The sequence below is a fragment of the Micromonospora sp. NPDC048894 genome (genome assembly GCF_040649765.1).
Classification (GTDB): Bacteria; Actinomycetota; Actinomycetes; order Mycobacteriales; family Micromonosporaceae; genus Micromonospora; species Micromonospora antibiotica.
In genome coordinates this window covers 108,362-129,251 of the sequence record NZ_JBEZFY010000007.1, presented here as the reverse complement: position 1 = coordinate 129,251, position 20,890 = coordinate 108,362, and the positions used below count along the sequence as shown (strand labels likewise).

Below are 20,890 nucleotides of genomic sequence, written 5' to 3'. Positions count from 1 at the left end.
CTGTGCGAGCAGCATGGCGGACGCCGTCGTCGTAGCGAAGGAGAATCGACCATCGTGACGGAGACCCACAGCACCGCGGTACGGGGAGACAGCGGCCCGCAGGTCGCCCGGCTGGTCGCCAGCCGGGTGCTGGACGTGCCGGACTTCCCCAAGCCCGGTGTCCTGTTCAAGGACCTGATGCCGTTGTTCGCCGACGGCGACGTGTTCCGCGAGGTGATCGACGGCATCATCGACCACCACGGGCGGGACAGCTTCGACATCGTGGTCGGCATCGAGGCCCGGGGCTTCGTGATCGCCGCCGCGATCGCGTACGCGACCGGGATGGGGGTGGTGCCGGTGCGCAAGGCGGGCAAGCTGCCCCGGCCGGCGTACTCGGCCTCCTATGCCCTGGAGTACGGCGAGGCGACGCTCGAGGTGCACCAGGACGCCTTCACCGCCGGGCACCGGGTGCTGGTGGTCGACGACGTGCTGGCCACCGGTGGCACCGCCGAGGCGACCCTCGATCTGGTCGAGCGGGCCGGTGGCACGGTGGCCGGGTTCACCGTACTGCTGGAGTTGGGTTTCCTGGGTGGGCGGGAGCGGCTCGCCGGGCGTCCGGTCCATGCCCTGCTGACCGTGTGACGCCCGGTCGTCCCGCCGACCTGGGACGGACCGTCCGGCGGAGCGGCACGGCACCTACCGTGCGGGTAGCATTGCCCATTGCTGACCGGGCGATCACCCGTCCGGGCGGCGGGCAGGGCGTCGGCCGGGGGCCGGCGGGTAACGCCATCGGCCCCGACGGCGGCCGATGGGAACATGCCGGCGCGACGGCCGGTTGGAAGACAGGCGTCGGCCGCACGGCCGGCGTGGTCCCGGCGATCGGTGAGGAGGCCGGTGTCCCACGATGTCGTCCCTCCGGTGGAGGGCACGGTGCACCCGACAGGCGACGCTGACGGCGCGGTGACCGCTCGGAAGAACGACCCACCGGTCGGCCCGGCGGGGGTCGGCGACGACGTCGGTGCCACGCTCGACGGCATGGCAGCCGGGGCGGCGCTCGACGACGACCCGTCCCCGAGCGCCGGTTTCGCGTTGTCCAACGCGCCGACCGGGCGTCGGGTGCGGGCGCGGCTGGCCCGGTTCAACGCCCCCTGGCAGAGTTCCCAGGTCAGCGAGGTGCTCGAACCGCTGATCGCCAGCCACCGGGAAAACCACCCCAAGGCGGATGCCCGGCTGCTCCAGCGTGCCTTCGACACCGCCGCGCGGTGGCACTCCGGTCAGTACCGCAAGTCCGGTGACCCGTACATCACCCACCCGCTGGCGGTGGCGACCATCCTGGGCAACCTGGGAATGGACACCACCACGCTGGTGGCGGCGCTGCTGCACGACACGATCGAGGACACCGAGTACACCCTCGACCAGATGCGCACCGACTTCGGTCCCGAGGTCACCCTGCTCGTCGACGGCGTGACGAAGCTGGACAAGGTCAAGCTGGGCGACGCGGCCAAGGCGGAGACGATCCGCAAGATGGTCGTGGCGATGGCGAAGGACCCCCGGGTCCTGGTGATCAAGCTGGCCGACCGGCTGCACAACATGCGGACGCTGTCCTTCCTGCCGGCGCCCAAGCGGGAGCAGAAGGCCAAGGAGACGCTGGAGATCCTGGCTCCGCTGGCCCACCGCCTCGGTATGAACACGATCAAGTGGGAGCTGGAGGACCTGGCCTTCGGCACCCTGTTCCCCAAGCGCTACGAGGAGATCCTCCGGCTGATCGGGGAGCACCAGCCGCAGCGGGAGTCGCTGCTCAAGCAGGTCACCCAGAAGGTCGGCACCGACCTCAAGGCCGCGAAGATCAAGGCGGAGACGACCGGCCGGCCGAAGCACCTCTACTCGATCTACCAGAAGATGATCGTGCGGGGGCGGGACTTCAACGACATCTACGACCTGGTCGGGGTGCGCATCCTGGTCGACACGGTGCGGGACTGCTACGCGGCGTTGGGGGTCATCCACGCCAACTGGCAGCCGGTGCCGGGCCGGTTCAAGGACTACATCGCGATGCCCAAGTTCAACATGTACCAGTCGTTGCACACGACGGTCATCGGGCCCACCGGCAAGCCGGTGGAGATGCAGATCCGCACCTACGCGATGCACCGCACCGCCGAGTTCGGTATCGCCGCGCACTGGAAGTACAAGGAGCACAAGGGCACCCAGATCGTCGGCCCGCCCGCGCACATCGACGAGATGACCTGGCTGCGGCAGCTGCTGGACTGGCAGCGGGAGGCCGCCGACCCGTCGGAGTTCCTCGACGCGTTGCGCTTCGACCTGTCCAGCCAGGAGGTGTACGTCTTCACCCCCAAGGGGGACGTCATCCCGCTGCCGACCGGGTCGACGCCTGTGGACTTCGCGTACGCGGTGCACACCGAGGTCGGGCACAAGTGCATCGGGGCACGGGTCAACGGCAAGCTGGTGCCGTTGGAGTCGGCGCTGTCCAACGGCGACGTGATCGAGATCTTCACCTCGAAGTCCGACACGGCCGGTCCGACGCAGGACTGGCTGAGCTTCGTCAAGAGCCCCCGGGCGCGTACCAAGATCCGCCAGTATTTCAACAAGGAGCGGCGTGAGGAGGCGATCGAGGCCGGTAAGGACTCGATCGTCAAGGCGATGCGCAAGCAGGGCATGCCGTTGCAGCGGATGCTCACCTCCGACGCGTTGATGGCGATCGCCCGGGACCTGCACCTCGCCGACGTCGCGTCGCTCTACGCGGCGGTCGGCGACAGCCAGGTGTCGGCGCAGTCGGTGGTGCAGAAGCTGATGGCCGCGTACGGCGGCGAGGAGGGCGCGGCGGAGGACATCGCCGAGACCGCCGTCGCCACCCGTCCGCCGCACAGCCGGCAGAACAGCAGCGATCCCGGGGTGGTGGTGCGGGGCGTCAGCGACGTCTGGATCAAGCTGGCCCGGTGCTGCACGCCGGTGCCCCCGGATTCGGTCTTCGGGTTCGTCACCCGTTCCGGCGGGGTCAGCGTGCACCGCGACGACTGCGCCAACGCCGAGGACCTGCGGGCCCAGGCCGAGCGGGTGGTCGAGGTCAGCTGGAAGCTCACCTCCGCCTCCACGTTCCTGGTGGCCATCCAGGTGGAGGCACTCGACCGGCACAAGCTGCTGGCCGACGTCACCCGGGTGCTCTCCGAGGAGCGGGTCAACATCCTGTCGGCGACGGTCACCACCACCCGGGACCGGGTGGCGGTGAGCCGGTTCAGCTTCGAGATGGCCGACCCGAAGCACCTGGGGCACCTGCTGGCCGCCGTCCGCAAGGTCGACGGGGTCTTCGACGCCTACCGGGTCACCTCCGGCGCCTGACGGGCCTGGGACCCCACCGGGCGGACCACCCGACCGCCTCCGGATCCGTGGGTCCGTAGGGTCCCCGGGAGTGTTGCGGACACCGAGGTAACGAAAGCGCCCGCCGGCTCAGCCGGCGGGCGCTTCGTCGTACCCGAGGGGTCAGCCCTCGATGTCGCTCATGGTCAGCTTGGTGATGGTGACCTCCTTCTTGGGGTGGCCACCCCCGGCCTGCTGCGCGTACGCCTTGTCGTCACCGGCCGCCCCGACCTGCTTGACCAGGTCCATGCCGGAGGTGACGGTGCCCAGCACTGTGTATTTCGCATCGAGCTGCGAGTCGCCGTAGACGATGAAGAACTGACTGCCGGTGCTGCCCGGCTGCCCGGAGTTGGCCATCGCGATGACGCCCTCCGGGTAGGGGGGCCGCTTGTCGGTCGGCAGGTTCTCCTCGGCGAGGCCGTAGCTCGGCCCGCCGGTGCCGTCGGTCTGCCGCCAGCCGGCGCCGGTCGCGCTCGGGTCACCGCACTGGAGCACCTTGATGCCCTCGGTCACCAGCCGGTGGCACTTGGTGTTGTCGAAGAAGCCCTTGCTGGCCAGGTGGGTGAAGCTGCCGGCGGTGCAGGGCACCTTCGTCCGGTCGAGCTTGGCGACGATCGGGCCCAGGTTGGTCTCCAGGGTCAACGTCTGGGTGCCCTTGTTGGCCTGCTGGTTGGGGGGCAGCCCGACATCCTTGATCTGGGCGGGCCGGCCCTCCTTGGGCGCCTCGGTATAGGTGCACTGCGAGAAGCCCTCGGTGCTGGCGGTCTGCTGCTTGTTGTCGTCGTCATCACCGCCGAGGCTGGTCGCCAACCAGACGGTGCCGGCGACCACGAGCACCAGGATCGCGGCGGCCCCGACGATCGCCTGCGTCTGCCGGCGCTTGCGGGCCTTGGCCGAACGTTCGGCCATCTCCCGCTCAAGTCGGGCCCGCGCCGCCGCGCGCTGCCGCTCTCTCGTGGACGTCACGGTCACTCCTCCTGGGCTTTCTCTGGCGCGGCGTGGCCGCAGGTACGGGTGGTGGGCCGGCTCAGCCGGCGCTGGGGCTGGCCGCCGGGGACGCGGCCGGGGAACCGGTCGCCGGAGCCGGCGCGGCCTGCGCCTCGCCGACGGTCAGCTTGCGGATCAGCACGTCGGTCTTGGGCTTGACCTTGGCGCCCGCCCCGTTGTCCACGGTCGGCTGGGCGCCGATCTTCTCGACCACGTCGAGGCCGCCGGTGATCCGGCCGATGATCGGGTACGCCGGCTGGGCCGGGCTGGAGTCCTTGAAGAAGAGCAGGAACTGGCTGCCGTTGGCGCCCGGCGGGTTGCTGATCATCGCGACCGTGCCCTTGGGGTAGGTCGGCGGCTGCCCGGGCGGTGGGCTGGCCGAGGGGCTCGCCTCGGGCGCGGTCGGCACGTTCTCGTTGTAGAACGAGTAGCTGGGGCCGCCCAGGCCGGTGCCGCTCGGGTCGCCGCAACGCAACGCACCCTCGGTGGTGATCTCGTGGCACTTGGTGTTGTCGTAGAACGACTTGCCGGCCAGGTGGGCGATGCTCGCCCCGGCGCACGGCGCCGCGGCGAGGTCAAGCTCGGCGGTGACCGGGCCGCCCTGGTCGGTGTCGATCGTCATGGTGCGTACCCCGGTGGTGGGCAGACCGGTGGTGGCCGGGGTGCCGACGTCCTTGAGGTTGGTGTTGGCGGCCGCGTCCTGCGGCGTCCAGAGGCAGACGTCCTCGGCGGCCTTCTGCTCGGGGTCGCTGTCGAAGGCACCCAGCCCCCAGGCCGCGCCGGCCACGATCAGCACCAGCACCACGGCCGCACCGACCCCGGCCTGGATCTGCCGACGCCGTCGGGCGGCGGCGGCCCGCCGGGCCAACTGCCGGTCGAGCTTCTCCCGCGCGAGCTTGCGCTGCCGGTCCCTGCTGGAAGCCACCCGTGCTCCCCTCCTCTACCCTGGTCGTCACCGGCGGTCGGGCCGTACGCGCCACGATGTCCGCAGGTGCGCCACGCCACACGCCCGCCAGAGTGTACGGGTACCCGCTGTGAAAGTGGTGTACGAGGGCCGGCCTGGGTTTATCAAAGTGCGTCACTGTGCCGTACGGGGCCCGTGGTGCGGGTGGGCGCGGATGTCGGCTCGCGCCGACGACTAGGCTGCCCAGGAGACGGACGACTCGAACGAAAGGGGAGCGGACGTGCTCGTGGCCGGCTTTCCCGCGGACGCCTTCGGCACCAACTGCTACGTGGTGGCGACCGCGCCGGGGGAGCAGTGCGTGGTGGTCGACCCCGGTATCGGGGTGCTCGACCGGCTCGACGCCGTGCTCGCCGAGCACCGCCTGCACCCGGCCGCCGTGCTGCTCACCCACGGCCATCTCGACCACACCTTCTCCGTCGCCCCGGTCTGCGGCGCGCGCGGCATCCCGGCGTACGTCCACCCGGAGGACCGGGAGCTGCTGGCCGACCCGACCAAGGCGCTGTCGATGGACCTCACCGCGCTGTTCGGCGGCCGGCTGCCGTACACCGAGCCGGACGACGTCGCGGAGCTGACCGACGGTGCGACGTTGGCGCTGGCCGGCCTGGAGATCACCGTCGACCACGCGCCGGGCCATACCGGCGGGTCGGTGCTGTTCCGGCTGCCCGGCACCGGCTCGCCCTGGGAGGCCGACCAGCTCTGCCTCTCCGGTGACGTGCTCTTCGCCGGCTCGATCGGTCGCACCGACCTGCCCGGCGGCAGCATGCCCCGGATGCTGGCCAGCCTGCGGGAGAAGGTCCTCCCGTTGGCCGACGACACGGTCGTGCTGCCCGGCCACGGCCCGAGGACCACCATCGGCCGCGAGCGGGTGCGCAACCCGTACCTGGTCGACGTGGCGGGCCCCGGTGGCGCACGTCCGGCCGCGCCCACCCGCGGCCTCTAGCTTCTCCTCCGCGCCGCGCGCGGACCTTTCGCTCTCACCGCGCCCGGCGCGGACCCGCAAGGAGTACGCCATGAGCAAGCCCACGCCCCTGTCCGGCTTCCCGGAGTGGACCACGTCGCAGCGGATGATCGAGCAGTTCGTCCTCGACCGGATCCGGCACACCTTCGAGCTGTACGGGTTCGCGCCGCTGGAGACCCGGTCGGTGGAGCCACTGGACCAGTTGCTGCGTAAGGGGGAGACCTCGAAGGAGGTCTACCTGCTGCGCCGGTTGCAGGCCGACGCGGATGGTCCGGCCGGTGACGATGCGCTCGGCCTGCACTTCGACCTGACCGTGCCGTTCGCCCGGTACGTGCTGGAGAACGCCGGCAAGCTCCAGTTCCCGTTCCGCCGCTACCAGATCCAGAAGGTGTGGCGGGGTGAGCGCCCGCAGGAGGGGCGCTACCGGGAGTTCCTCCAGGCCGACATCGACATCGTCGACCGGGACACCCTGCCGGCGCACTACGAGGCGGAGATGCCGCTGGTGATCGGGGACGCGCTGCGGTCGCTGCCGATCCCGCCGGTGCTGATCCAGGTGAACAACCGCAAGATCTGTGAGGGGTTCTACCGGGGCATCGGGCTGACCGACCCGGAGGCGGCGCTGCGCGCGGTCGACAAGCTCGACAAGATCGGCCCGGACAAGGTGGCCGACCTGCTGGCCGAGACGGCGGGAGCGAGCGCGGCCCAGGCGAAGGCGTGCCTGGCGCTGGCCGGGATCTCCGCCCCGGATGCCTCCTTCGCCGACGCGGTGCGCGCCCTCGGGGTGAGCGACCCGCTGCTCGACGAGGGCATCGCCGAGCTGGTCGCGGTGGTGGAGACCGCCGCCGCGCACGCGCCGGGGCTCTGCGTCGCCGACCTGCGCATCGCCCGGGGCCTGGACTACTACACCGGCACCGTCTACGAGACCCAGCTGCTCGGCTACGAGCGGTTCGGTTCGATCTGCTCCGGTGGCCGGTACGACAACCTGGCCAGCGCCGGTGCCGTGTCGTACCCGGGGGTCGGCATCTCGATCGGGGTGACCCGGCTGCTCGGTCTGCTCTTCGGCGCCGGGGCGCTGTCGGTCTCGCGCAGCGTGCCGACCTGTGTGCTGGTCGCGGTCGGTGCCGAGGAGGAGCGGGCGGGCAGCAACGCGGTCGCCGCGGTGCTGCGGTCGCGGGGGATCCCGACCGAGGTGTCGCCGAACGCGGCGAAGTTCGGCAAGCAGATCCGCTACGCCGAGCGGCGTGGTATCCCGTACGTGTGGTTCCGGGGTGCCGAGGGTGACCAGGTCAAGGACATCCGTTCGGGCGAGCAGGTGAACGCCGTGCCGGCCGAGTGGACGCCGCCCCACGCGGACCTGAAGCCGCTGGTCGGCTGAGTCTCAGTTACTGGCGCGTACGCCGACGGGGACCTACGGTGGCGTAAGTTACGCCACCGTAGGGAGGGGCCCTGTGACCGAGCTGAGCCAGACCGCGCTGCTGCACGAACTCGAACCCGTGGTCGCCAAGAACCTCGACCGTCACCTCTCGGTGGCCAAGGAGTGGTTTCCGCACGAGTACGTGCCGTGGAGCGAAGGGCGGACCTTCGACGGCCCGCTCGGCGGCGAGGCGTGGTCGGAGGGGGACTCTACCCTGCCCGAGGTGGCCCGGACGGCGTTGATCGTCAACCTGCTCACCGAGGACAACCTGCCGTCGTACCACCATCAGATCGCCACCCTGTTCGGTCCGGACGGGGCGTGGGGGACGTGGGTGGGTCGGTGGACCGCCGAGGAGGGTCGGCACGGTACCGCCATCCGGGACTACCTCACGGTGTCCCGGGCGGTCGACCCGGTGGCCCTGGAGCGGGCCCGGATGGTGCACATGACCGCCGGCTACAGCAACTCGCACGACACGTCGATGCTGCGCTCGCTGGCGTACGTGTCGTTCCAGGAGCTGGCGACCCGCATCTCGCACCGCAACACCGGCCGGATCACCGGTGACCCGGTCTGCGAGGCGTTGCTGGGTCGCGTCGCGGCCGACGAGAACCTGCACATGATCTTTTATCGCAATCTGCTCGGCGCGGCCCTCGAGGTGGACCCGAACCAGACCATGCGAGCCATCGACGAGGTGCTGGCAGACTTCCAGATGCCCGGGGTGGGTATCGAGGGGTTCGCCCGCAAGTCGGTGACGATCGCCCTCGCCGGCATCTACGACCTGCGTCAGCACCGCGACGACGTGGTGGCCCCGGTGCTGCGCCAGTGGGACGTGTTCAACGTCGTCGGTCTGGACGCCGAGGGCGAGGCCGCCCGCGACCGGATCGCCGCCCACCTGGACGGCCTGGAGCAGGCCGCGTCCCGGTTCGAGGAGAAGCGCGACGCGCGCGCCGCCAAGCTGGCCGCCCGCGCCTGACCTGACCGTCCCCTCCGGCGTTTCACCACCCCCGTGCCTGCCCGCAGGCACGGGGGTGTGCTGCAACCACGTCGCCACCCCCTGCGGCGGGCGCGTCGGGTGTGCCGTGCGGCGGGCGCGTCGGGTGTGCCGCGCGGGTGGGGACGGCTCTTCCGGCCCCGCCGCTTCGCCCGGGGTCGTGCCGACGTCATGCGTCACCCGGTTGCCCCGTCCGTCCCTCGAAGTCGGTGACTTTCGGTGACAGGTCGGCGGGTGTGACGCGCCGTGACAACGGCTCCTCCCTCGTGCTCCTACCCTTCCGCGCTTTGCTCTGCTGCCCTCGGAGCGCCACCGACCTGAGCTGCCCTTCCTTGCGGCGTGTGATTCGCTGGTCTTCTCATGCATGGCTACCTGAGGTAACTGTCGCGGTGAGGGCGGCAGAGCAAAGGGGACGACCGTCAGGCGGCGGGGTCGACTGATGATGACTCCCGGTGACGGGTGCCGAGTGTTGCCGTTCTCGCCGCCATCGGGCCTGCCGGCACGGGACGTCCTGGTCGGCGGCCCGGTCGTGTCGTGCCGTCCCGGCTGTGGCCGGACCACCCCGGTGCCACCGGTCTCGTCGGACGGTGCGGGGGGCGGGTCGGCTCCGGTCGGTGCGTCCACGGGATCGGCTGCGGTGCCTGCGGGATCGACTGTGGTGCCTGCGGGACCGGGTGCGGCGCGCAACCGGGCCGCCTGCGAACCACTCAACGCCGGGTCGGGACCGCGGCGTCGGACCCCCGGCGGGGGCCGCTTCGGGCTGTCGGCGGTGGCCGCTTCGGGCCCGGCCCGCTGTGGGGGCGGGGCAGGTTGGCGGAGGGTCTGACATGGATGTGTCCACGATGTTGCCTGACCGTCATAACCGCTGGTGGGGTGAATCCGGGCAAACGCATGTCTTGATAACGATCTTAAATATGTGAATACTTCAGTCTCTCGGCCGGTTTCCCCAGGTCGGCCGGTTGTCCCCGGGCGCGTCTTCATGACGCCGCCCGTCACCCCCTTCCGGAGGTTGTTGCATGCGACCCACGAGGTCCTCACTCCGACACGCCGCCGCCGTCGCCATGGCCGGAACCCTGGTCACCGGCGCGCTCATGGGTGCCCCCGCCCAGGCGGCCCCCGCCTCACCCGCATCCCCCGACGCCGCCGCCAGCCTGGCCGAGCGTCTCGGTGACCGCGCCGCCGGCACCTACGCCGACGCCGCCGGCAAGATGGTCGTCACCGTCACCGACACCGCCGCCGCCAAGCAGGTCCGCGCCGCCGGTGCCGTCCCGAAGCTGGTCACCCGGGGCGCGGCCCAGCTCCGCTCCGCCACCGCCGAGCTGGAGCGGTCGGCCAAGATCCCCGGCACCGCGTGGTGGACCGACACCGCCACCAACCAGGTCGTCGTGTCGGTCGACAGCACCGTCACCGGCGCCAAGCTGGAGCGGGTCAAGGCCGCCGCCGCGCGCACCGGTGGCACCGTCCGGGTCGAGGCCGAGACCGGCGTGCTCAGCACCAAGATCTCCGGCGGCCAGGCCATCTACACCGGCGGCGGTCGCTGCTCGCTCGGCTTCAACGTCCGCAACAGCGCCGGTCAGACCTTCTTCCTGACCGCCGGGCACTGCACCAACATCGGCTCGACCTGGTACTCGAACTCCGGCCAGACCAGCGTGCTCGGTACCCGTACCGGCACCAGCTTCCCGGGCAACGACTACGGCATCGTCCGGCACAGCAACGCCGCCAACGCGACCGGCAACGTCTCCCTCTACAACGGCAGCTTCCGGGACGTCACCGGTGCCGCCAACGCGTACGTCGGCCAGAGCGTGCAGCGCTCCGGCAGCACCACCGGCCTCAAGAGCGGCTCGGTGAGCGCCATCAACGCCACCGTGAACTACGCCGAGGGCTCGGTCTCCGGCCTGATCCGGACCAACGTCTGCGCCGAGCCGGGCGACAGCGGCGGTTCGCTGTTCAGCGGCAGCAGCGCGGTCGGCCTCACCTCCGGCGGCAGCGGCAACTGCACCCGCGGTGGCACCACCTACTTCCAGCCGGTCACCGAGCCGCTGAGCGTCTACGGCGTCAGCATCATCTGACCGATCTGCCGCATCCTCTGATGCACCACCGGATCCGCTGATCCACCTTGCGTGAACGGGCCGTCGGGAACACCGGCGGCCCGTTCCGCGCGTCCGGTGGGCGGGCCGGCCTTGCTCACCCCGCAACCGGGCGGACCGGGCGGCTGACACAATGCGGGGGAACAGCCGTACCGCAGATGAGGAGACGCAAGTCGTGATCCGTACCCATGACGCCGGCAGCCTGCGCGCGACGGACGCCGGCACCACGGTGACGCTCGCCGGGTGGGTGGCCCGCCGGCGCGACCACGGCGGTGTCATCTTCGTCGACCTGCGCGACGGCTCCGGCGTGGTCCAGGTGGTGTTCCGCGAAGAGGACGCGCACGCGCTGCGCAACGAGTTCTGCGTCAAGGTCACCGGCGAGGTGACCCGCCGCCCCGAGGGCAACGAGAACCCGGAGCTGCCCACCGGTGAGATCGAGGTGACCGCCAGCGCGCTGGAGGTGCTCTCCGAGGCCGCGCCGCTGCCGCTGCCGGTCGACGACCAGGTCGAGGCGGGCGACGACATCCGGCTGCGCTACCGCTACCTGGACCTGCGCCGCAGTGGCCCGGCCAACGCGATGCGGCTGCGCTCCCGGGCCAACCAGCTCGCCCGCACCGTGCTGCACGAGCGGGACTTCCTGGAGATCGAGACCCCGACGCTGACCCGGTCCACCCCCGAGGGCGCCCGCGACTTCCTGGTCCCGGTCCGGCTCCAGCCCGGCAGCTGGTACGCGCTGCCGCAGTCGCCGCAGCTGTTCAAGCAGCTGCTCATGGTCGGCGGCATGGAGCGGTACTACCAGATCGCCCGCTGCTACCGCGACGAGGACTTCCGCGCCGACCGGCAGCCGGAGTTCACCCAGCTCGACATCGAGATGTCCTTCGTCACCGAGGACGACGTGATCGACCTCGGCGAGGCGATCGTCGCGGCACTCTGGAAGGACCTGGCCGGGCACGAGATCTCCCGGCCGATCCCCCGGATCACCTGGCACGACGCGATGGCCCGGTACGGCTCCGACAAGCCCGACCTGCGTTACGGCCTGGAGCTGACCGAGCTGACCGAGTACCTGCGCGGCACCGAGTTCCGGGTGTTCGCCGGTGCGATCGACGCGGGCGGCTACGTCGGCGCGGTGGTCATGCCCGGCGGTGCGGCGCAGACCCGCAAGGAGCTGGACGGCTGGCAGGACTGGGCCAAGGCGCGTGGCGCGCGCGGCCTGGCGTACGTGGTGCTGGACGCCGAGACCGGCGAGGCGCGTGGGCCGGTGGCCAAGAACCTCTCCGCCGAGCACCTGGGTGGCCTGGCCGACGCGGTCGGGGCCAAGCCGGGCGACGCGGTCTTCTTCGCCGCCGGCACGAACACCCGGGAGGCGCAGGAACTGCTCGGCGCGGCCCGGATCGAGATCGCCAAGCGGGCCAAGCTGATCGACGAGAGCGCCTGGGCGTTCTGCTGGGTGGTCGACGCGCCGATGTTCGAGCGCACGGACGAGGGCGGCTGGACGGCCGTGCACCACCCGTTCACCTCGCCGAACGCCGACTGGGTCGGCCGGTTCGAGGAGGCCCCGGACCGGGCCCTGGCCTACGCGTACGACATCGTCTGCAACGGCAACGAGATCGGCGGCGGCTCGATCCGTATCCACCGGGGCGACGTGCAGCAGCGGGTCTTCGACCTGCTCGGCATCACCCCCGCCGAGGCGCAGGACAAGTTCGGCTTCCTGCTGGAGGCGTTCAAGTACGGCGCCCCGCCGCACGGCGGCATCGCGTTCGGCTGGGACCGGGTCTGCATGCTGCTGGCCGGGGCCGACTCGATCCGCGAGGTGATCGCCTTCCCCAAGACCCGGGGCGGCTTCGACCCGCTGACCGGCGCCCCGACCCCGATCACCACCCAGCAGCGCACCGAGGCCGGCATCGACGCCAAGCCCAAGCCCCCGGCCGCGTCCCCCGGCACCGCCGGCCCCGCCGCCCCGGTGGCCGACCCGGCCTAACCCCCACCCCACCCCACCCCGGCCGGCCCGCCCGGCCGCCCCACCCCGGATCGTTGATCAAGAGGTTTACGTCATCATCACGCCGTGAGGTGACGTGAACCTCTTGATCGCTGTAAGGGGAGTGGTGGGATGCGGGCGTTGGTGGTGGGGGGTAGTGGGTTTCTCGGGGGTGAGGTGTGTCGGCGGGGGGTTGCTGCCGGGTGGTCGGTGGTGGGGACGTGCTGGTCGGGTGCGGTCGGGGTGCCCGGGGTGGCGGCGCGGCGGCTCGACGTGACCGATCGGGAGGCGGTGCGCCAGCTGGTCGCCGAGGTACGCCCCGACGTCGTCGTCGCGACCGCGTACCGCACCGACGACTGGACGGTCACCGCCGACGGGGCGGCGCACGTCGCGTATGCGGCGGCCGAGGTCGGGGCGCGGTTGGTGCACCTGTCCAGTGACGCGCTGCACGCCGGCCGTCCGACCCCCTATCTCGACGACGACGTGCCGACCCCGGTGCATCCCTACGGTGCGGCGAAGGCGGCGGCGGAGACCGCCGTACGGGTGGTCGACCCGGGAGCGGTGCTGGTGCGGACCTCGCTGATCCTGGGGGAGGGCAGCAAGCAGATACAGCTCTGCCGGGATGCGTTGGCGGGTCGGGCCACCCTGTTCACCGACGAGTTGCGCTGCCCGGTCGACGTCGGCGACCTGGCCGACGCGGTGCTGGAACTGGCCGACTCGACAGTCGCCGGCCCGCTCAACGTGGCCGGCCCGGAGCCGGTCAGCCGGGCCGGGCTGGGACTGCTGGTGGCCCGTCGGCACGGGATCGATCCGGCCGGGATGACGACCGCCACGACCACGGCGGCCGGGCTGCGGCGCCCCACCGACGTGCGGCTGGACTCGTCCCGCGCCGTCACCCTGCTGCGGACCCGGCTGCGCGGCGTGACCGAGTTGCTCGCCGACTGACGGGAGACCGTCGGGTCGGCCGTGTCGGGCCCCACAGGAGATCTTGCACAGAATCTATGCACAAATATTGTGCATAGATTCTGTGCACAGTTATTGTGCATGCATGGAGAACGACGACACCGGCGGGCGACCCGCGACCAGCTCCGTCCGGATCGACCACCGGCAGGTCCGCGTCCTGGCCCACCCGCTGCGGCTGCGGCTGCTCGGCGCGCTGCGGGTGCAGGGACCGGCCACCGCCACCACCCTCGCCGGCCTGCTCGCCACCAACACCGGCGCCACCAGCTACCACCTGCGCCAGCTCGCCGACGTGGGGCTGGTGGTCGAGGACCCGGACCGCAGCGCCGGGCGGCAGCGCTGGTGGCGGGCCGCGCACGAGGTGACCGACTGGGAGCCGAGCGACTTCGACGACGACCCCGACGCCCGGGCCGCGATCGAGTGGATCCAGGGCGACCAGGTGCGCCTCCTGGCTGAGCGGGCCGAACGCTGGTTCGCCGTCCAGCAGGACTGGTCACCGGCCTGGCGGGACGCGTTCGGGATGAGCGACGCCTTCCTCAGCCTCCCCGCCGACCGGCTCCAGGCCCTGGAGGACGAGCTGTGGCAGGTGCTGGAGCGCTACCGCACCGAGGCGGACCCGGCGCAGCCGGACGCCGAGCGGGTGCACGTCTTCGTGGCCGCGTTCCCGATGATCGAGCAGCAGTGATGGCCGCGCTGACCGTACGCCAGGTCCGGTTCCGTTATCTCACCCTCTACGGCCTGCGGTGGCTGCCCACCGGCCTGACCATTCCGGTGCTGATCCTGCTGATGCAGGAACGCGGCCTGTCGCTGTCCCAGATCGGTCTGGTCGCCACCGCCCAGGGCCTGGTCGTGCTGGTGCTGGAGCTGCCGACCGGTGGCCTGGCCGACGCGCTCGGCAGCCGGGTGGTCCTGGTCACCGCCTGGTCGGTGAGCCTGCTGTCGCTCGGGCTGTTCGCGGTGGCGGACTCGTTCGCCCTGTTCTTCCTGGTCTGGGCCCTACAGGGGGTCTACCGGGCGCTCGACAGCGGCCCGCTCGACTCCTGGTACGTCGAGTCCACGCTCGCCGCCGACCGGGACGCCGACTACGAGCCCGGCCTCGGCTTCGCCGGCACCGTCGCGGGCGTCACCATCGCCGGCGGTGCGCTGCTCAGCGGCGGTCTCATCGCGCTCGGCCCGGTCGGGCCGGTGAGCGCCCTGACGGTGCCGGTGCTGGTCGCCGCCGCCCTCCAGGCCGTCGCCCTGGTCGTCCTGCTGATCCTGCTGGTCGAGACCGGCCCGGCCCGGGGCCCCGGCACGCTGCGTGCCTCGGTCGTGGCGGCACCCCGGATGGTGGGTCGGGCCGTCGGCCTGTTGCGCCGCTCCCGGGTGCTGCTCGCCCTGGTCTCGGTGGAGCTGTTCTGGGGTTTCGGCATGGTCACCTTCGAGTCGCTGCTGCCGATCCGGCTCGCCGACGTGGTCGGCGACCCCGAGCGGGCGGCGGCACTGCTCGGCCCGGCCAACTCGGCGGCCTGGCTGGTCTCGGCGGCCGGTGCGGCGGCCACCCCGCTGCTGCTGCGCTGGCTCGGTGCCGCCCCCGCCGCCGGGCTGCTGCGCATCCTCCAGGGTGTCACCGTGCTCGGTATGGGGCTGTTCGCCGGGCCGGTCGGGGTGCTGGTCGCCTACCTGGCCTGCTATGCGGTGCACGGCGCATCCAACCCGCTGCACCTGGGGCTGCTGCACCGGCAGGTCGACGGGCCCTACCGGACCAGCGTCATCTCGCTCAACTCGATGATGGGGCAACCGGGGTTCGCCCTCGGCGCGGTGCTGCTCACCGCGCTGGCCGACCGTAACGGGGTCGGCCCGGCGATGGTGGTCGGCGCGGTCGCGCTGGCGGTGGCCGCCCCGCTCTACCTGCCCGCCTGGTGGGCCGGCCGGCGGGCCGCCCCGGCCGCAGCCCCACCCGGCGATGTCCCGGTCGAAGCCGAGCCGGGGAACGTCCCGCTCGAAGCCGGACCCGGGAACGTTCCGGCCACACCGGCCGGGGCCGGACTTCCGGCTGTGCCCGCCGGGGCCGACCACCGGGGCGCCCAGTCGGCCGGGTCGGCGGCCTCAGCCGAGCCACACCGAACTGCGTCGTAGGGTGCCGGTGAAGCCGAGCCGGCGGTAGAGCCGCAGTGCGGCGAGGTTGTCGGCGTAGACGCCGAGCCCGACCTGGTCGTACCGGGTGAGCAGGGCCCGGGTCATCCCGACGGTCAGCGCCGCGCCCAGCCCCCGCCCCCGTCGGTCGCGGGCCACGGTCAGCCCGGCGAGGAAGCCGATGTCGCCGCGACTACGGTCCGCCCCACAGGCGACCAGTCGCTCGGCCTCCCACCTGCCGTACCAGTCGACGACCGTCGGGTCCTCGGGGCGCGACGAGGAGGTGGGGAAGGCGTCGTCGATCAGCGCGGACAGTGCCGGGTGGTCCGCCGGGCCGAGGCGGACCACCCGCTCCTGCCCGGGTTGCCGTGGCGGGGCGGCGGTGGTCCAGAGGAAATCCCAGTCGTCGACCCGGGTCGCGCCGAACCGGTCGACCAGCAGCCTCCGGTCGGCCCGGGGCAGCTGCAGGTACTGCCCCGGGCGCACGAACCCGTCGGTGACCAGCGCCGCGACCAGCTCCACCGCCGCGTCGACCGGACCGACCACACCACCCGCCCGGTCGTTCTCCGCCGCCGGGAGCACCCAGGCCACCGCGCCGTCGCGGACCCAGCCGCGGGGCCGGTCGTCGCGCCGCAACGCGTGCCGTACGTACGGATGGTTGTCGGTGGCGGCGAGGACTGCCGCCCGGCCGGCAAGTTCCCGGTCGGTGTCGATCATGCCAGCAGCCTAGAACCCGGCCGGTCGAGACGCCCCGGCGACGACGATCTCCACGGTGGAGATTGACGAGTCGACCGATTGGGTACATCGGGGCCGACCTACTGGGACCCCCTACCGGAGGACATACACATGCTCGCCATCCTCGCGGCCGTCGTCTTCGGCTTCGCGCTCCTGCTGGACCTGCTCAACACCAACTTCGGCGCCCCCGACCTGTTCAACTGGAACACCCTGGTCCTGATCGGCCTGCTGCTGCTCTCGCTCTACCTGGCCGGCGTCGGCAGCGGCCCGCGCGGCGGTGGCGGCGGCCGGTGGTACCGGGGCCGTCGGCCGGGTCGCGGCTGACCGCACCTGACCGCATCGGATCAGAACGGGCGGGGCCGACGGCGCGATTCCGGCGTCGTCGGCCCCGCCCGGTACTGTCTTCCTGATGGATTCCGACGCCCTCTTCTCCCTCGGTGCACCCGCCGCGGCGCCCAGCGCCCCCGCGGGCACCGTCGGCGTCGACGACTTCGCCTCGGTGGGGCAGGACGCCCCTCTGCCGGTGCGGATGCGGCCTGCGAGCATCGACGAGCTGGTCGGGCAGGAACACCTCCTCGCGCCCGGCGCCCCGCTGCGTCAGCTCGTCGGCGGCGGCGCGGCGCTGTCGGTCATCCTCTGGGGCCCGCCGGGCAGCGGCAAGACCACCATCGCCCACCTGGTGGCCCGGGCCACCGACCGTCGCTTCGTGGCCATGTCGGCGCTGACCGCCGGGGTCAAGGACGTCCGGGCCGTCATCGAGGCCGCCCGTCGGCAGCGCCGCTCCGGCGGCCCGCAGACCGTGCTCTTCATCGACGAGGTGCACCGGTTCAGCAAGACCCAACAGGATTCGCTGCTCGCCGCCGTCGAGGACCGTACGGTCACCCTGCTCGCGGCGACCACCGAGAATCCGTACTTCTCCGTCATCTCGCCGCTGCTGTCCCGGTGCGTGCTGCTCACCCTCCAGCCGCTGGACGACGCGGCCGTGCGGGCGCTGCTACGGCGCGCGGTGACCGACCCGCGCGGCCTCGCCGGCGCGCTGACCCTGGCCACCGACGCCGAGGACCACCTGGTGCGCCTGGCCGGCGGTGACGTCCGCAAGGCGCTCACCGCGCTGGAGGCGGCGGCGGCCTCGGCGACCGCGCTCGACGTCGACCGGATCGACCTGGCCACCACCGAACAGGCGGTGGACGTGGCGGCCGTGCGTTACGACCGCGACGGCGACGCGCACTACGACGTGACCAGCGCCTTCATCAAGAGCATGCGCGGCTCGGACGTCGACGCCGCGTTGCACTGGCTGGCCCGGATGCTGGTCGCCGGGGAGGACGCCCGGTTCATCGCCCGCCGCATGGTCATCTTCGCCAGCGAGGACGTCGGCCTGGCCGACCCGTCCGCCCTGTCGGTGGCCACCGCCGCCGCGCACGCGGTGGAGTACGTCGGCCTGCCCGAGGCCCAGCTCAACCTCGCCCAGGCGGTCATCCACCTGGCGACCGCGCCGAAGTCCAACTCGGCCACCACGGCCCTCGGCGCGGCGATGGCCGACGTACGGGCCGGTCGGGGCGGCGCGGTGCCGCGTGGGCTGCGCGACGCGCACTACTCCGGCGCCCGGGGGCTCGGGCACGGCACGGGCTACCGCTACCCGCACGACGACCAACGCGGAGTGGTCACCCAGCAGTACGCTCCCGACGACCTCGTCGGGACCGACTACTACCGGCCCAGCGGGCACGGTGCCGAGCGGTCGGTGGCCGCCCGGCTGCCCCTGCTGCGCCGGATCGTCCGGGGGCTGTCCACCCCGGTGTCACGACCCGACGGGCCGGTGCCGGTGGTCAACGGCCGTCACCCGTCGGGCCCGGGACACGCCGGTGGGGCGGATGAGGACGGCGGCGACGCCGGGGAGGTTCAGCAGTGACATCGCGAGGTGGGGAGCAACCGCAGGACGGTCCCGACGAGCGGCGTGAACCTCGCGCCAAGGGACGTCGGTGGGGTCGGGGGCGGGGCGGCGACGACACCCCGCCCGAGCCGGCCGGCGAAGAGTTCGGTTGGATCGACGACCTGCGTACGGCGAAACAGCAGCGCACCGAACTCGGCCCGGACGGTGGTCCCGTGCCGCCGGTCCGCCCGGTGCCGCCGGTTGCCGGACGGGGACCGGTCGCCCCGCAGGACGCCCCGGGGGGGCCGGTCGCGCCGCGCGTCGGTCAGCCGGTGTCCCGTCCCGACGGGCCCCCCTCGGCCGGCGTCCGCCCACCGCAGCCGGACCCCCGGCCGCAGCAGGCGCCGCCGGCTCTCCGGCCGCAGCCGGCCCCGCCGGAGCCTCGGCCGCAGCAGCAGCCGGGCGCCCGACCGGAGTCCGGACCTCCGACAGGTCCGCCGGCCGGTTCACCGGGTCCGCGGCGGGAGACGCCGACATCCGGTGGCCCCCGCCCGCCGCAGCCGGGTGGGCCGTCCCCGCTGCCGCCGGTCGGCCCCGCCCGGCCCGGGTCGGCGTCAGCCGGCACCGATTCGCCCCGTCCCGCCCGCCCCGACGGACCTCCACCGGGGCCGGCACACCCCGCTACCCAGGCTGCCCCACCGGTGCGCGGGCCGGGCTGGTCCGCACCCTCCGGGCAGCATCCGCGTCCGGGTGCCGGGCCCTGGCCGGGCCAGGCGTCCGCCGATCACCCCGGCCCGCAGCGGCCCGGACAGGCATCCCACCCGGACGCCACCGCCGGTGGTTCCGGTCCGGGCCGGGCTGCGGTCCCGGCCCCCGGCCGGGCGACGGTCCCCGGCGCCGCTCCCGGCCGGCCGGTGCCACCCGGTCAGGCACCACCTGTCGGATGGGTCGGTCCCGGTGCCCCGACGCCTGCCGGGCCTTCGCACGGTGCCCCGACACCCGCCGGGCCACCCCTGGGCCGTCGGGCGGTACCCGACGACCGGTCGGGGGCGGCAGCAGCGGATGGTCCTTCCCTGCGGGGTCGCCGGACCGTGCCGGACGACCGGCCGAGAGAGCGACGTCCCGGTCCGGTCGAACCGGCGAACCGGCCCGGCCCCGGGCCCGGTGGTCCCGCGCCCGCTGCGGCGCAGCCGGCGGGCACACCCCGCGCCGGGGTGGGTGCCCCGACCGGCGCCGGAGTACTACCGGACCCGACTGCCGGCGGCCCCCGTACCGCCCCGACGGCCCCGCCGGGCGGTAACCCTCCGCCCGAGAGGGCCGGGGGGGTCCGCCGCGCCGAGGCGCCGCCCACCCCAGTGCGCGATCCCGGTGGCCGGCCGGCCGGCGAGCGGGCAGGCCGTCGTCGTGCCGCCGAACCGGACCAACCGGTGGTGCCGCTGACCGGCAACGCGCCACCGCTACCCGGGGCCGCGCCGACCCCACCCGATGTTCCGTCGTCGCCGTCCGTTCCCGGCACCGGCCGGTCCGGTCCGGCTGCCCACGACGACAACGGGCGTCGCCGCCCGCCCACCGACATCGCCCCCCCACCGGGCCGACGGTCCGGTCCGGACGGCGGGCCGGCGGACCACCGTCCCGGGTCGGACGGCGACGGGCCCGGGGGGCGGCGGAACCGCCCGGACGGTGAGGAGCCGTCAGGGCAGTGGCATGTCCGGACCGGGAACGAGTCCGATCCCCAGGGTCGCCCGCCCCTCGACGAGTCGCGCGGCCGGCGGAGTCGGCCGGACGAGGGTACGGCGGCTGGTCGACCGGTCCCGACCGGTCCCGCCCAGGACGAGCGGCCCCGTGGCGACCGGCCGGATCGGCCGGCGGACTGGCTGCGGCAGGCCGGTCGCACCTCACACACCGACCCCGCCCTGCGGGTGCTCAACCGATCGACCCCACCGGGTGGTCGGCCGACCCCGCCGGGCGGCGTTGGTCCGGCCGACCCGGCTGGTCGGGGGCGACCGGGTGACCCGCATCGGCCGGAGCAGGCTGGCCCACGCCGGCCGGAGCACGGTGACCCGCATCGGCCGGAGCAGGCTGGCCCACGCCGGCCGGAGCACGGTGACCCGCATCGGCCGGAGCAGGCTGGGCCGGCTCGGGGGACGGCACGGCCGGTCCCGCCCGAGCGGCCGGCCGGTCCCGGGCCGGTGGGCGATGACCCCGGTCCGGTCCGTGCAGCCCGCCCCGGGCCCGACCCGGCTCGGGGTCCGCGTCCCGGTGGCTCCGATCCCGGGTCCGGCGGCCCCCGGGCCGGTGGTACCGCTTCCGTACCGGTTCCTGGCACCCCGCCGGTTGCGGGGGCTGCGCGCCCCGCCGGTCCCGGTCCGGTGTCCGGTGGCCCCCGGGTCGGCGGCTCGGCCCCGGTGCCCGGCACCGCGCCGGTCCCGGGCGGGTCGCGCCCGGCAGGCCCGCCGCCGGTGGCCCGACCGTCCCGCGACGCCGGTCCGGAC

General features: G+C 73.2%; 15 protein-coding genes. 12 read left to right on the top strand and 3 right to left on the bottom strand.

Annotated elements, in window-relative coordinates; translation table 11 throughout:
* The first annotated feature begins 54 nt into the window (after nt 1-54).
* Complete coding sequence (locus tag AB0C22_RS17435) at nt 55-621, top strand: adenine phosphoribosyltransferase (protein ID WP_208569459.1); 567 nt, start codon at nt 55-57, stop codon at nt 619-621.
* Nucleotides 622-897: 276 nt separating this feature from the next.
* Nucleotides 898-3,330 carry a bifunctional (p)ppGpp synthetase/guanosine-3',5'-bis(diphosphate) 3'-pyrophosphohydrolase gene (locus tag AB0C22_RS17430; RefSeq protein ID WP_219470869.1) on the top strand — a complete coding sequence of 811 codons (2,433 nt, stop codon included), beginning with the start codon at nt 898-900 and terminating at the stop codon, nt 3,328-3,330.
* A 141-nt stretch (nt 3,331-3,471) separates the two neighbouring features.
* Here AB0C22_RS17430 and AB0C22_RS17425 read toward each other — a convergent pair whose 3' ends face one another.
* The gene (locus AB0C22_RS17425; RefSeq protein ID WP_219469632.1) at nt 3,472-4,314 is read right to left on the bottom strand and encodes a peptidylprolyl isomerase; all 843 of its coding nucleotides are present in this window, start codon (nt 4,312-4,314) and stop codon (nt 3,472-3,474) included.
* 61 nt (nt 4,315-4,375) lie between these two features.
* Nucleotides 4,376-5,260, bottom strand: a complete 885-nt coding sequence (locus tag AB0C22_RS17420; protein WP_208569461.1) for a peptidylprolyl isomerase — start codon at nt 5,258-5,260, stop codon at nt 4,376-4,378.
* Between the two features lie 259 nt (nt 5,261-5,519).
* Between AB0C22_RS17420 and AB0C22_RS17415 the strand changes: the two genes are divergently transcribed.
* The 8 genes from AB0C22_RS17415 to AB0C22_RS17380 all read left to right on the top strand — a co-directional run bounded on the left by AB0C22_RS17415 (nt 5,520) and on the right by AB0C22_RS17380 (nt 15,799).
* Nucleotides 5,520-6,239, top strand: a complete 720-nt coding sequence (locus AB0C22_RS17415; RefSeq protein WP_208569462.1) for an MBL fold metallo-hydrolase — start codon at nt 5,520-5,522, stop codon at nt 6,237-6,239.
* Between the two features lie 70 nt (nt 6,240-6,309).
* The gene (gene hisS / locus AB0C22_RS17410) at nt 6,310-7,632 is read left to right on the top strand and encodes a histidine--tRNA ligase (protein ID WP_357535866.1); all 1,323 of its coding nucleotides are present in this window, start codon (nt 6,310-6,312) and stop codon (nt 7,630-7,632) included.
* A 73-nt stretch (nt 7,633-7,705) separates the two neighbouring features.
* On the top strand, nt 7,706-8,641 hold the full coding sequence (locus AB0C22_RS17405; RefSeq protein ID WP_208569464.1) for an acyl-ACP desaturase: 936 nt from the start codon (nt 7,706-7,708) through the stop codon (nt 8,639-8,641).
* 1,034 nt (nt 8,642-9,675) lie between these two features.
* Nucleotides 9,676-10,728 (top strand): S1 family peptidase, encoded by a 1,053-nt coding sequence (locus tag AB0C22_RS17400; protein WP_219469638.1) that lies wholly within the window; start codon nt 9,676-9,678, stop codon nt 10,726-10,728.
* Between the two features lie 193 nt (nt 10,729-10,921).
* Nucleotides 10,922-12,724 (top strand): aspartate--tRNA ligase, encoded by a 1,803-nt coding sequence (gene aspS / locus AB0C22_RS17395; protein WP_219469641.1) that lies wholly within the window; start codon nt 10,922-10,924, stop codon nt 12,722-12,724.
* 129 nt (nt 12,725-12,853) lie between these two features.
* Nucleotides 12,854-13,666 (top strand): sugar nucleotide-binding protein, encoded by an 813-nt coding sequence (locus AB0C22_RS17390; protein WP_357535863.1) that lies wholly within the window; start codon nt 12,854-12,856, stop codon nt 13,664-13,666.
* A 103-nt stretch (nt 13,667-13,769) separates the two neighbouring features.
* Nucleotides 13,770-14,366 carry a helix-turn-helix domain-containing protein gene (locus AB0C22_RS17385; protein ID WP_219469647.1) on the top strand — a complete coding sequence of 199 codons (597 nt, stop codon included), beginning with the start codon at nt 13,770-13,772 and terminating at the stop codon, nt 14,364-14,366.
* Nucleotides 14,366-15,799, top strand: a complete 1,434-nt coding sequence (locus tag AB0C22_RS17380) for an MFS transporter (RefSeq protein ID WP_357535861.1) — start codon at nt 14,366-14,368, stop codon at nt 15,797-15,799. The genes AB0C22_RS17385 and AB0C22_RS17380 overlap by 1 nt, the downstream gene beginning before the upstream one ends.
* Here the strand turns inward: AB0C22_RS17380 and AB0C22_RS17375 are convergent.
* A complete protein-coding gene (locus tag AB0C22_RS17375) occupies nt 15,770-16,513 on the bottom strand; it encodes a GNAT family N-acetyltransferase (protein ID WP_357535859.1) in 744 nt (247 codons plus the stop codon). The two genes, AB0C22_RS17380 and AB0C22_RS17375, sit on opposite strands and share 30 nt — an antisense overlap.
* A 129-nt stretch (nt 16,514-16,642) precedes the next feature.
* On the opposite strand from AB0C22_RS17375, the gene AB0C22_RS17370 reads away from it, so the two are divergent.
* Nucleotides 16,643-16,855 carry a hypothetical protein gene (locus tag AB0C22_RS17370; protein ID WP_067307861.1) on the top strand — a complete coding sequence of 71 codons (213 nt, stop codon included), beginning with the start codon at nt 16,643-16,645 and terminating at the stop codon, nt 16,853-16,855.
* 85 nt (nt 16,856-16,940) lie between these two features.
* Nucleotides 16,941-18,437 carry a replication-associated recombination protein A gene (locus AB0C22_RS17365; RefSeq protein WP_219469657.1) on the top strand — a complete coding sequence of 499 codons (1,497 nt, stop codon included), beginning with the start codon at nt 16,941-16,943 and terminating at the stop codon, nt 18,435-18,437.
* Nucleotides 18,438-20,890: the final 2,453 nt, after the last annotated feature.